The organism is Vibrio sp. FF266 (assembly GCF_041439695.1).
Taxonomy (GTDB): domain Bacteria; phylum Pseudomonadota; class Gammaproteobacteria; order Enterobacterales; family Vibrionaceae; genus Vibrio; species Vibrio tasmaniensis_A.
The window spans coordinates 22,132-35,426 of record NZ_JBGOOO010000004.1 but is presented as its reverse complement, the minus strand read 5'-3'; the positions used below and the strand labels follow the sequence as shown (position 1 = coordinate 35,426).

Here is a 13,295-nt window from a genome sequence, read left to right as displayed (position 1 = left end):
CTTGCCGTCGTTACCGACCACTGTTGTTAACTTGATGCTTATATTGTACCAATCGTAGTACTAGCCCAATGCTTTTACGTCTAGCCCTGCATTTAGCATGGCGGTTAATGCTTCAACATGGATCAAAGCACACATTTTTTCTTTTACCATACCAGCGAGCCATGGCCGTTTCCCTGCCGTTTCTCGCCAGCGTACTTTATCTGTATTAAGCAGTTCGGTACCTTTAAGCTCTGTGCTCGCAAGCCCCCATAAGCTTTCGCCAAGCATGACTATATATTGATAATTTTCTTTATAATCATCACATAATAGCTTTTCAGGCATCACCCATTTGGCGGTATCAACCACGTCTAGCTTACTATCTCGATTAGTTTGCAACCCCAAATACCAAGCAGGTTTGCCAATAATATGACTTAACTCTTCAAGGCGATGAATACCCCCGAGCTCATCAAGTGGCACAGCAAACGTCACACCGTTCACATCAAAATACAACACTTGAAAATCTTCAGTTCTAGCCGTCGTTTCCCATGATGTAAACTGATCTGCTCCACCGGCGTGAGTTTCAAGTTCGGTAACTGGCTCAATTTGAGGAGATTCAAGATCGGGTTCAGTAGCCTTAACTTCAATGTGCTCAGTTTCGACCACTTCCGTTTCGACCGCTTCGGCGAGTAGTTCACTTTCAACGGCTAATTCTGGTTCAGGAAGATCCCAATCTTGAATTTCAGGGTCTACAGACACTTGAACTGATTCGACTGCAGCATCAAACATTTGCATGTCTGCCTGTTGAGCAATTTGCTGCGTGTTCTGATCCATCAACTCATCTAGATTCAGCTCATCGACAACATTAGTCGCTTCTAAACGACTCAGAAGTTTCTGAACATCCTCAAGATTCGGCACTTCAAATTCTGCAGCGCGTATTTCGGCGTAGCTTGAATAATGACTTGTCGTTAATTGTAGCTCTGGCTCTGGCTCTGGCTCTGGCTCTGGCTCTGGCTCTGGCTCTGGCTCTGGCTCTTTAGTTTGTGATTCGCCGCTAGACTCGTCAACAAGAAAAGCATCAGATTCAAAGTTTTCATCGCCTAACAGCGCGGTAAAGTAATCATCGATTGCTTGTTCACTCGATAAACTTGGTTGCGTCAATGTCGATTCGTTATTCGCGCTCATTTATCGCTAACCTCTCGAGATAAATAAGCAGCTGTTTATAAGCAAATACACCACGGCTACCCGATGCGAAATGAGATGCTGGCAAACGTTTTAGACTGGCATCGCGAAACTTGGTATCAATCGGCACAGCAGAGGTCCAAACTTGGTTTGGATAGTCATCTTTAAGCTGAGTCAATGTTTGCAATGATGCTTTCGTTCGCTTGTCGTACATCGTCGGGACAATCGTCACCTTAAACGGTGTTTTGCGAGACTTCTGCATAATGGTTAGAGTGCGAATCATGCGCTCTAAACCCTTCATCGCCAAAAATTCAGTCTGTACCGGAATCAAGATACGATCACTGGCAGCCAACGCATTCACCATCATCACACCAAGAATAGGCGGACAATCGATAAGCACGTAGTCATAGTCATCTTTCAAAGCGGCTAAAGCACGCTTTAAGATCAAGCCCATACCACTTCGATTTCCCATTACACGGTCTAATGTCGCCAATGACATGTGTGCGGGAATAATATCGATACCTTCAATTTCGGTCTGTATAGTCAACGCTCTCACAGCTTGCGTAGAAAACTCACGCAGCTGGAACAGATCAAACAGGCTCGATTCCACCGTATCTGAGTCGTAACCCAGATAGGTGGTTAGTGATGCATGTGGGTCAGTATCAACCAACAACACACGATGACCCTTTAAGGCAAGTAAGCCAGCTAGGGTCACTGTCGTCGTCGTTTTCCCAACGCCACCTTTTTGGTTTGCAACACTCCAAACAATCATGTCGATTTACCTAAGCTAACCCAACTTCGACCAAAATCCGTTCCGCAACGCGGTCTAGAGGTAGGTCTTCAGTAGAAATGCCAGCTTTTGCTACAGCTTGAGGCATACCATATACAACACAACTATCTTCGTCTTGCGCCCAAATGGTCGAACCCGCTGTTTTTAACATGCGAGAACCTTCTCGACCATCAGCACCCATACCGGTCAGTATCATAGACAACACTTTATCGCCGTAGATCTTAGCTGCAGAACCAAAAGTGACATCCACACAAGGCTTGTAGTTCATTCGGTCACCACCATCGATAATCTTCAGACGCGCCGAACCCGGGCGACCATCAATCATCATTTGCTTTCCGCCTGGAGCAAGATAAGCCACCCCAGGTTTCAACAGGTCTCCATCTTGAGCTTCACGAACTTCAATCTTACACAGGGTATTCAATCGGCTAGCAAAAGCAGCGGTGAACGTTGCTGGCATATGCTGCACTAACACAATCGGATGCGGGTAGCTGGCAGGGATGCGTGTCAAAATTTTCTGTAGTGCAACTGGCCCACCAGTAGAAGTACCAATTGCAGTTAATTGATACTTTTTACCCGAAGCTCTGAATTTCGCGGTTGAAGCAACCGCGGGTTTAGCAGCAGGGGCTGTTGCTGAAATAGATTGGCGCAATGGCGCTGATGTTGACGCCGTAGCTGTTGCGGTAGCTCTTGGCGCAACAGGAGTGCGTCGCATAAACGCGCGCTTTGCAGCAATCTGAATCACGCGCTGTTGAAGCAATGCGACAGCATCGTCACGGTTACGAGCGATGTCTTCAAATTTCTTAGGTAAGAAATCTAGAGCACCCGCGTCTAACGCATCTAACGTTGCTCTTGCACCATCATGCGTTAACGATGAAAACATCAAAATAGGCGTTGGAGACGCAGCCATAATTTCACGAACGGCAGTAATACCGTCCATGACAGGCATCTCGATGTCCATGGTAATTACGTCAGGTCTTAGCTTTTTCGCTTTCTCAACCGCTTCTTTACCGTTTACTGCTACATCGATGACTTCTAGGCGAGCCTCCGAGTTGATGATCTCGCTTACTCTACGACGAAAGAAGCTCGAATCATCAACGACTAATACTTTAATCGCCATATTTATCCTTAAGTTAAATTCTTGATGCAGCTGCGTACTGCTTCAACAAGTCCGGCACATCTAAAATCAATGCTATGTGACCGTCACTTGTAATTGTCGCACCTGCCATTCCTGGCGTGCCTTGTAGAAGCTTATCAAGTGGCTTAATAACCACTTCTTCTTGGCCGATAAGCGCATCGACAACAAAACCAACACGTTGACTACCAAGTTGCACAATAACAACATGACCATGACCTTGACGTCCTTCAACAAGACCTTCTTTAGGTGTAAGCCAATTTTGTAAGTAGAACAGTGGAATAGACTTATCACGAACGATAATCGTTAGCTGGCCATCAACCACGTTTGTGCGGCTTAGGTCTAGGTGGAAAATTTCATTTACAGAAGCCAGTGGCAATGCGAACGGGTGACCCGCAACACCGACCATTAAGGTTGGTAGAATCGCAAGTGTCAACGGAACCTTAATGGTTATCTTGGTGCCTTGGCCCATCTCTGAGTCGATATCAATTGAACCATTCAGTGTGTTGATCGCTGTTTTCACAACGTCCATACCTACACCACGGCCAGAGATATCTGAGATCTTTTCTTTACTTGAAAAGCCAGGAGCAAAGATTAGATTGAAACACTCTTTATTTGTTAGGCGAGACGCTGCATCATCATCCATCAGACCGCGCTTAACCGCGATAGCACGAAGCTTATCAGGGTCCATACCGCCGCCATCATCAACGATAGCCAGTTCAATGTGGTCGCCTTCTTGAGAGGCAGACAGAATCACTTTACCGGTTTTAGATTTACCCGCAGCAACACGGTCGTCCGGCATTTCGATACCATGATCGACAGAGTTTCTCACCAAGTGAATCAGGGGATCAGCAAGTGCTTCTACTAAGTTTTTATCAAGATCCGTTTCTTCGCCACGCATTTCAAGAACGATGTCTTTCTTCAAGGTACGAGCAAGGTCACGGACAACGCGTGGGAATCGACCAAATACTTTCTTGATCGGCTGCATACGCGTCTTCATTACTGCACCTTGTAGGTCAGCAGTAACAACGTCTAAGTTAGAGACAGCTTTCGACATTTCTTCGTCATTGCTGTTTAAACCTAAGCTAACAAGACGGTTACGGACCAATACTAGCTCACCCACCATGTTCATGATGGTATCCAGTGTTGATGTATCAACACGAACTGTGGCTTCAGCTTGCTGCTTCTTCGCAGGCGCTTTAACTTCAGCTTTTGCTGGTACGCTAGGCTTAGGCTCTGCTTTTACAGCAACAGGAGCAGGCTGTGGTTTAGGAGCGACTTTCGGCGCAACAGGCTCAGGCTTCGCTTGTACAGGCTTAGTCGCAGCATCCAACTCTTCAATTGAAGGGCCGTTACCTGAACCGTGTAACTGGTCAAGTAAACTCTCAAACTCAGCATCAGTCATTAGGTCATCGCCTTCAGACTTTACTGGTGCTTTGGCTACCGGAGCGACTGGAGGAGGTGGTGGCGTTGAGCTTGCAGCTGTCGGGCTTTGACCTGCACCATGCAACTCATCTAACAACTTTTCAAATTCGTCGTCAGTAATGTCACCACTCGCAGCTACTGGCTGAGGTGCCACAGGTGCTGGCGCTGGTGTGTCTACAGATGATGTCGTTGGTGAACCACCCTTACCGTGAAGTTCATCAAGTAAACGCTCAAATTCATCTTCAGAAATATCATCCACGGAAGATGCACTGATGTTTGAACTTTCAACAGTAGGTTCCGGAGCAATAACAGGCTCAGGAGCTGCAACGATAGGCTCAGAGATAACCGGTGCTGGAGCTTCTACTGCCACAACTTCATCTTCAGACTCTGGCTTACAGAGGCGATGAAGTTCATCCAGTAAAGATTGGTCTGCTGGTACTAAAGCTTCCTCATCTTGCACGGCTTTAAACTGTACATTGACTGTATCTAAAGCCTGTAGCATCGTATCCATCAGTCCTGATGTTACACTGCGTTGGCCATTTCTTAGAATGTCGAACACATTCTCAGCACCATGACAAGTATCCACCAGCTCGGTCAATGCTAGGAAACCAGCACCACCTTTTACTGTATGGAAACCACGGAAAATAGCGTTTAGTAGTTCTTTGTCGTCAGGGTTATTCTCTAGCTCTACCAGTTGTTCTGATAGAAGTTCGAGGATCTCTCCTGCTTCGACTAAAAAGTCCTGAAGAATATCTTCGTCTAAATCGTAGCTCATACGTTACCTTTAAAATCCAAGACTGGATAACAAATCGTCGACTTCATCTTGAGATGCAACAGCATCCTCACGAGCTTCTGGGTTCATGATCGGACCCTCTGGAGTAATAGATGACTTCTTATCTGTCTCTGGTGTTGGTTCTATTTGATTCGCACCGAATACGGTGAGAATCTCTACCAGACGTCCTTCAACCTCATTCACCAAGGTAATAACTTTGCTAATAATCTGCCCAGTTAAATCTTGGAAATCCTGAGCCATCAAGATTTCAGTCAGTTGTCCACGTAGTTCAGTACTATCACCTTCTACTTGGACAAGTAATCCATCAATGCGGTGGCATAAAGCTTTGAATGTTACTAGCTCAATGCGGCCATGCATCAGTTCATTCCATTGAGGCCTTACTTGAAGTAAACACTCGTGTAAATTAGTTGCAATTGGCATACAGCGATCGACAGCGTCCATCGTTTTGTTCGCCGCAACTTCCGTTTTATCAATGACATATTGAAGGCGATCCCTGGCGTCAGGGATTTCATCATTTGCGATAACGTTAATACGCTCGTCAAAGTTGAATTGTGTCAAAGAATCATGGAGGTCACGAGTCAGACTGCCTATTTCTTGAAGCATTGGGTTATCTTGAAGATTAAAATTATCTTCATAAATGCTTCTAACAAGAGAATCAGCACCTTGCTGCTCGTCGTTTTCAAGCAGCTCTACTAATTTTTTTGCTTGTTCTAATGAAATCATCCTGAGTCCGGCCTTACTCCGCATAGTTTGTGACGCTTCAGCTTTAGAGGTAAACGGGAAACAAAAAAGTTAATGTCTCTCTATGAAGCGCCTGAAACAGGTTATTATGAGTGCTTATAAACGCTCAAAAATCTTGTCGAGTTTCTCTTTTAGAGTTGCGGCAGTGAACGGCTTCACAATGTAACCATTAACACCCGCTTGCGCTGCTTCGATGATCTGCTCACGCTTAGCTTCTGCTGTGATCATAAGCACTGGAAGGTGCTTAAGTTCAGCGTCTGCACGGACGTGTTTTAGAAGATCAATACCTTGCATACCCGGCATGTTCCAGTCAGTTACCACGAAATCAAATTCGCCTTTTTTCAGCATAGGTAACGCGGTCAAGCCATCGTCTGCTTCTTGAGTGTTGTTGAAACCTAAATCACGAAGTAGGTTTTTAACAATTCGGCGCATCGTTGAAAAATCATCAACAATGAGAATTTTCATGTTTTTGTTCAAATTAGCCTCCACTGAATAAAATCAGTGTTGTTAGTCGTTCTGTGTCCAAGCACTTAACTTAGTGCGTAAACGCTGCATAGATTGGCTTAGTATTTGGCTGACACGAGATTCGCTGACACCTAATACTTCCCCAATCTCTTTTAAATTGAGTTCTTCGTCGTAATAAAGTGAAAGCACGAGGCCTTCTCTTTCCGGAAGTTGTTTTATCGAGTCGATCAAAGCTTGGCGGAATGATTCATCTGCAACCCCTTGAAAAGGCGTATTATCTTGAGAATCTTCATTCGGAGATATTACATCATCAGAGACACCTAAGTCTTCTATCCCTACCAATTTTGAGCAATTAATATCAGTTAAAGCACTGTGATACTGGTCTAAACTCAGCCCCATGTGCTTTGCCACCTCAGCATCACTGGGATCGCGATTGAGAGTGCCCTCTAATTCCGCGATTGCACTACTGATTTCTCGATTGTTTTTATGAACCGATCTCGGGACCCAATCCCCGCGGCGAATGTCATCCAACATTGCTCCACGAATTCGAATACCTGCGTACGTCTCAAAGCTTGCGCCTTTGGTACCATCATAGTTCTGTTGTGCTTCAATCAGGCCAATCATGCCGGCTTGAATCAAGTCATCAACTAATACATTAGGCGGTAATCGCCCCAACAAATGATGAGCGATACGCTTAACCAACACAGAGTACTTCTCAAAAAAAGCCTGCTGGCTATTGTGATTAGCATGTTGATCGTAAGTAAGCGCTTTATTCACCAAATGGTTCCTCTATAAATTCAGTACGGTTCAGCAGCCTTTCAACAAAAAACTCCAAGTGTCCGCTTGGTGTTTTTGGTATTGGCCAGGTCAATGCCTTATTAGCCAAAGAGCTGATTGCCAATGCAGCTGGAGAGCGAGGAAACGCATCGACTACGATTTTCTGTCTCTTAACTGATTGACGTACTTTATCATCTAAAGGAATACATGCTACGAGTTCGAGGCTCACATTCAAGAAGCGCTCTGTGACCAAAGTCAACTTTGCAAATAATTCTCGGCCTTCGCGGTAGCTTCTGACCATATTTGCAACAATTTTGAATCGCTGTACTTGGTGCTCTCGACTCAACAGCTTAATCAATGCATATGCATCAGTAATCGACGTTGGTTCATCACAAACCACCACAACCACGTCCTGCGCAGCTCTTGAGAAGCTGATGACCATATCGGATATACCCGCTGCGGTATCAACCAATAAGATATCCATCTCGTCTTCAAGCGAACCAAAAGCACGAATCAATCCAGCGTGTTGAGCGTGTGAAAGTTCAGTCATGCTTTGTGTGCCTGATGTCGCTGGAATAATTTTAATTCCGTGCGGCCCTTCGACAATCGCATCCTTAAGTTCACACTCGCCAGCCAACACATGCCCAAGATTTCGTTTAGAACGAATGCCGAGCATGATGTCTACGTTAGCTAATCCTAAATCGGCATCCAGTACCATGACTTTCTTGCCTTGGCGAGCCATACAAATAGCCATACCTAACGTTACATTCGATTTACCTACGCCTCCCTTGCCACCCGTTACAGCGATAACTTTTGTTAGTGAAGGCTGGGTTAAGCGACGGAGGCCGCTAGCTTGATCGTGTATCATATTCTCATTCATATTTATCCGCCGCCTAGAGCCCTTCAGAATCGCTATTCCAGTAATGAGGTTCATTCTCTGTCGATTTTTCTAATAACTCATTGGCCTTAGCAATCATGTACTTTGGCTGAGCAATAACGATATCTTCAGGAACTCGTTGACCATTTGCTATATAAGCAACTGGCAATGCATTTTGTATTACCACACTGATGAACTCACCCAAACTAAGCGATTCGTCCAGCTTCGTCAGGATACATCCCGACAGCGGGATTCTTCTAAAGTGTTCAATGGTTTCTTGTAGTACTTTGCGTTGCGCGGTTGCGGGTAACACAAGGTAACTATTGATAACGGAACCACTCTCTTGCATCAATGTGTCTAACTGCTCAGATAGGCGAACATCTCGCTGCCCCATACCGGCAGTATCGACTAGAATCAGGCGACGATTACGTAACTGATATATTACATCGGCCAATTCACTAGAATCTTTAGCAACTCTTACAGGACAACCCATAATTCGACCATAAATCGATAACTGCTCATGTGCACCTATGCGATATGTGTCTGTTGTCACAAGAGCAACGTTGTCTGCACCGTACTCCATTGCAGCACGGGCTGCGAGCTTAGCAACGGTTGTTGTTTTACCTACGCCAGTCGGGCCAAGTAAGGCCACAATACCGCCGCGTTTTAAAATATCTTTTTGTGTTACTGAGATTTGATCAGCGACCAGAGCAAGCAAGGCTTTCCATGCTCGTGCTGGTTTTGTGTCTTCTGGAATGTAACAGGCCATTTGATCGGCGAGTTCTGCCGAAACACCCATACGTTCTAGGCGCTTGATAAGCATCGCTCGCAAAGGTTCGCGACGTTCGACTTCTTGCCACATGAGCCCAGATACTTGATGCTCTAACAAACGACGAATTGAAGTCATCTCGTCGCGCATCGTTTCCATTTCAGTATCTGAACCTTTGAATTGAGTGTTCTCTCGACCACGATCATAACGGGTAGGATCTAAGCGAGGTGCTGGACGTTCTACTCTGCGATCTTCGGCAATCAATTTAGATAAACCCGTTTCACGAGCAAAGGCCGAGTCAAGGCTGCCGCTAGAATGCTGGCTACTCTGAGGTTGATGACCGTTACTTGACTGGCGATTGAGCAATGCTGATAACGAGTCTTCGTTTTCAGCGCGATGTTGTTGCTCATCGTCGGCGCCATGACTGTATTGCTTTAGCATATTCGCAAAGCGCTTGGTCATTGAGCGTCCACCTTCTGCATTTGGCTGGATGCTAACCTTGTCATCATCTAATTGACGACGCCCAGTTGGCAATTTGGGCTCAGACATTTGAGTGTACTGGCTTTGCGTAGGCTGCTGAGGTTTATTGAGTCTGGGACTTGCTGTCGACGGGCTGGAATCGCCATCAATAGCGGCAACAATTTCCACACCACCTGCGACCTTTTTGTTAGACATGATCACCGCTTCTGAGCCAAGTTCTTCTTTAACTTGGAGCAGAGCTGTTCGCATATCTTTTGCAAAAAATCGTTTAATTTTCAATTCGATCGTCCGTTCTAATTAGGCGGCTTAATTACCAACAGCTTGTACTATGCGTATCTGCTTTTCGTCTGGTATCTCTTGGTAAGATAATACTCTCAAGCTTGGGATCGTGTTTTTCACGAACTTAGCCAGAGTCGAACGTAAAACACCAGAGGTCAATAATACCGCTGGCTCACCTTTCAGTTCTTGCTCTTGTGTCGCGTTACTGAGTGAGGTCTGTAAACGTTCGGCTAAACCAGGTTCAATACCAGCAGATTCTCCGCCGGATGCCTGCATGGTTTGATGCAAGATTTGTTCCAACTCGGGAATTAAGGTTATAACTGGTAATTCTGGCTCTATACCATTGATTTCTTGAACAATTAGTCGTTTTAGTGAGATACGAACAGCTGCAGTTAATATGTCAGGTTCTTGACTCTTAGAAGAGTACTCCGACAAAGTTTGGACAATGGTTCGAATATCACGAATTGGAATCGCTTCATTCAGAAGGTTTTGCAGAACTTTCACAACCACACCAAGCTGTAATTGATCCGGTACAAAACCTTCCACCAGCTTAGGTGTTGATCGGCTAAGCATCTCAAGTAAGTTTTGAACTTCTTCGTGGCCAATCAACTGTGAAGCGTTATTCGTTAATTGCTGGCTAAGGTGTGTGGCAAGTACGGTTGAAGAGTCTACAACCGTATAACCTAAGGCTTGTGCGTGTTCACGCTGCTCTTCACGAATCCAGACGGCTTCAAGGCCAAAGGCAGGGTCAATCGTCGGCTCTCCATCTATCATCCCATAGACTTGGCCAGGGTTAATCGCGAGCTCCATGTCCGGCTTGATCTCAGCCTCACCAACCGCTACCCCCATCAGGGTAATTCGATAGCTATTTGGTGTCAGTTCCAGATTATCGCGAATGTGTACTGCTGGAATCAAGAAACCAAAATCTTGAGACAGCTTTTTCCGTACACCTTTCACGCGCTCAAGCAATTCACCACCTTGGTCTCTATCGACCAAAGGAATCAAGCGGTACCCCACTTCGAGACCAATAATATCTACCGGTTGAACATCATCCCAAGACAGTTCTTTTTGCGATGCGGGCTTATCACCATTGGCATTAGCGGTTGCAGGTAGATTTTTCTCTTCTACCTTTGCCTTGTTCTTTTTATCGATAAAGTAAGCCCCAGCCCCAGCAACCACAGCAAGGCTCAAGAAGGAGAAATGTGGCATACCAGGAACAATACCCATGATGCCGAGGATAGCAGCGGTGATCATTAGGGCTTTAGGATTATCGAACATTTGGAAGACAAGTTGTTCGCCCATGTCTTCATCAGTATTTTGACGCGTTACCATCATCGCCGCAGCAATAGAAAGTAACAGCGATGGAATTTGTGCAACCAGACCATCACCGATAGTCAGTAGCGTGTAGATTTCGATGGCTTCACCAAAACCAAGGTCAAACTGAGCCATACCGATACTCAAGCCGCCAATGATGTTGATGAACAATATCAAGATACCGGCTATTGCATCGCCTTTAACAAACTTAGATGCACCGTCCATCGAGCCGTAAAAGTCAGCCTCTTTGGTCACTTCAAAACGTCGAGTACGAGCCTGATCTTGGTCGATCAAACCCGCATTCAAGTCGGCATCGATTGCCATCTGTTTACCTGGTAGGGCATCTAGGGTGAAACGCGCACTTACTTCCGAAATACGACCCGCACCTTTGGTTACAACCATGAAGTTGATGATCATCAAAATCAAGAACACCACTAGACCTACCGCGTAGTTGCCGCCGATAACCACGTTACCGAAGGCTTCGATAACGTTACCGGCCGCGTCACCACCTTCGTGACCATGAAGCAATACCACACGCGTCGAAGCAACGTTCAAAGCTAATCGAAGTAGAGTCGCAATCAAAAGTACGGTCGGGAATGCAGCGAAGTCCAAAGGCCTGCGGGTATAAACCGAAACCAGTAACACAACCATGGACAGTGCAATGTTGAAAGTGAAGAACATGTCCAACAAGAAGGCTGGTATTGGCAACACCACCATAGCGAGCGTCGCAAGTACCATAACGGGTGCGCCAATTGCAGGCATCGCACGATTAGGGATTTTAGGCAGCTTGTCCGCAAAAGGCAGGGAGAATTTCATAAGTCTAGACAGTTTCGCTATGTTGTAGCCATCTCACTAAGCTATTTGAGGCTCAGGTCTAAGCTATGTTGCTATGGTTTATAGTGCATAGGTTCAAATGCACAGGTTTATAATACTAAGCTTTATATGCTCGGGATTTATAACGCTAGGATTTATAATGACTGGGCTTATAATACTCAGATTTACAATGCTAAGGTTATTAATGATCGGCTTATAATATTCGGGGTTGATATAGCAAACACTGTACCAACACTTTTCGTCAAATTATTGCCATCGCCTCTTTAAAAAGAGGATTAGCTAGCCCGCTATTATCAGGGTTCATCAAGCAGAGCTCAAGCAATTGATCTAATGTCGTAAATCAGGTGGGATCGGCATATTAGAATCTTGGAGTTTTGGCCTCTCTCCGCCTCGTTTTCGGTACTGTTTCAGCTGAAATACATATGCAAGAACTTGAGCAACCGCTGTAAACAGACCGTCAGGAATTTGTTGTTCTAACTCGGTAGTGTGATAAAGCGCCCTAGCCAATGGTGGCGCAGGAACAATATAGATGTCATTTTCACGTGCAATTTCACGAATCTTCATTGCCATATGATCAACACCTTTAGCCACTACAACGGGGGCTTTGTCTTGATTCTGCTTATAGCGTAGAGCCACCGAGAAGTGCTCCGGGTTGGTCACTATCACATCCGCTTGAGGTACGTCAGCCATCATACGGCGCTGGGCTGCTTCTCTTTGCAACATACGAATGCGGCCCTTAACTTCAGGTTTACCTTCAGTATCTTTGTGCTCATCTTTAATTTCTTGTTTGGTCATCTTCAGCTGATCGGCGTGTTGCCAAATCTGGAACGGGATATCAATCGCCACCACGATAAGCAAAGAGCAGCTGATCAGTAGAATAAAATTGAGCAAGATATCTAAAGCGTGGAAGATATTCTGTGGGTATACCTCCATGCTCAGTTGCATTAAATCGTGTTGAGAAGCTTGAATAAGATAGATGGCCATTCCCGAAACAAGTGCCACTTTCAAGATAGATTTCAACAGTTCAACCCAACTCTGCAGGCCAAACATACGCTTAATACCACTGAGTGGGTTTAGCTTAGACGCCTTAGGCATCGCCGCCTGCATAGAGAAATTAATCCCCCCGACACCCGCCGCACCAATGACGGCTGCAACAAATAAGGTTATCAGGATTAAGAACAGCGGGAACAACAGGTTCACTAATGCGCCACCCGCAATTTCGAGAAGTTTTGTGGTATCAAAAACTTCTTCCCGACTCAGAGAAAACAGACGTTGCATTGTTTCGAACAAAGCTTTCGCCATCGATTCACCAAACCACATTAAAGCAATCGCACCAACAATAAGTACCGACGCCGACGCTAACTCTTTTGACCTTGCAACCTGCCCTTTATCTTTGGCCTGTTGCAAGCGTTTGGGCGTGGCGTCTTCCGTGCGTTCTTGACCGTCTGACTCTGCCATTTT

11 protein-coding genes are annotated in these 13,295 nt (G+C 45.5%); all 11 read right to left on the bottom strand.

Annotation, left to right across the window (positions count from 1 at the left end):
- Nucleotides 1–60: 60 nt before the first annotated feature.
- Nucleotides 61–1,161 (bottom strand): chemotaxis protein CheW, encoded by a 1,101-nt coding sequence (locus ACED59_RS04815; RefSeq protein WP_371731356.1) that lies wholly within the window; start codon nt 1,159–1,161, stop codon nt 61–63.
- The gene (locus ACED59_RS04810) at nt 1,148–1,930 is read right to left on the bottom strand and encodes a ParA family protein (protein ID WP_009848532.1); all 783 of its coding nucleotides are present in this window, start codon (nt 1,928–1,930) and stop codon (nt 1,148–1,150) included. The genes ACED59_RS04815 and ACED59_RS04810 overlap by 14 nt, the downstream gene beginning before the upstream one ends.
- Nucleotides 1,931–1,940: 10 nt before the next feature.
- On the bottom strand, nt 1,941–3,065 hold the full coding sequence (locus ACED59_RS04805; protein WP_009848533.1) for a chemotaxis response regulator protein-glutamate methylesterase: 1,125 nt from the start codon (nt 3,063–3,065) through the stop codon (nt 1,941–1,943).
- Between the two features lie 13 nt (nt 3,066–3,078).
- Complete coding sequence (locus ACED59_RS04800) at nt 3,079–5,280, bottom strand: chemotaxis protein CheA (RefSeq protein WP_012603447.1); 2,202 nt, start codon at nt 5,278–5,280, stop codon at nt 3,079–3,081.
- A gap of 9 nt (nt 5,281–5,289) precedes the next feature.
- Entirely contained in the window at nt 5,290–6,021 is a 732-nt protein-coding gene (locus ACED59_RS04795) for a protein phosphatase CheZ (RefSeq protein ID WP_017099177.1), read from the bottom strand.
- 114 nt (nt 6,022–6,135) lie between these two features.
- Entirely contained in the window at nt 6,136–6,504 is a 369-nt protein-coding gene (cheY, locus tag ACED59_RS04790) for a chemotaxis response regulator CheY (protein WP_012603445.1), read from the bottom strand.
- A gap of 42 nt (nt 6,505–6,546) precedes the next feature.
- Complete coding sequence (locus ACED59_RS04785) at nt 6,547–7,281, bottom strand: RNA polymerase sigma factor FliA (protein ID WP_009848537.1); 735 nt, start codon at nt 7,279–7,281, stop codon at nt 6,547–6,549.
- A complete protein-coding gene (locus tag ACED59_RS04780; protein WP_009848538.1) occupies nt 7,274–8,161 on the bottom strand; it encodes a MinD/ParA family protein in 888 nt (295 codons plus the stop codon). Before ACED59_RS04780 ends, ACED59_RS04785 begins: the two co-directional genes overlap by 8 nt.
- Nucleotides 8,162–8,174: 13 nt before the next feature.
- A complete protein-coding gene (flhF, locus tag ACED59_RS04775) occupies nt 8,175–9,686 on the bottom strand; it encodes a flagellar biosynthesis protein FlhF (RefSeq protein WP_017099176.1) in 1,512 nt (503 codons plus the stop codon).
- Nucleotides 9,687–9,713: 27 nt separating this feature from the next.
- The gene (flhA, locus tag ACED59_RS04770; RefSeq protein ID WP_009848540.1) at nt 9,714–11,816 is read right to left on the bottom strand and encodes a flagellar biosynthesis protein FlhA; all 2,103 of its coding nucleotides are present in this window, start codon (nt 11,814–11,816) and stop codon (nt 9,714–9,716) included.
- A 345-nt stretch (nt 11,817–12,161) separates the two neighbouring features.
- Nucleotides 12,162–13,292: a flagellar biosynthesis protein FlhB gene (gene flhB / locus ACED59_RS04765; protein WP_017099175.1), complete on the bottom strand. Its 1,131-nt coding sequence runs from the start codon at nt 13,290–13,292 to the stop codon at nt 12,162–12,164.
- Nucleotides 13,293–13,295 lie beyond the last annotated feature (3 nt).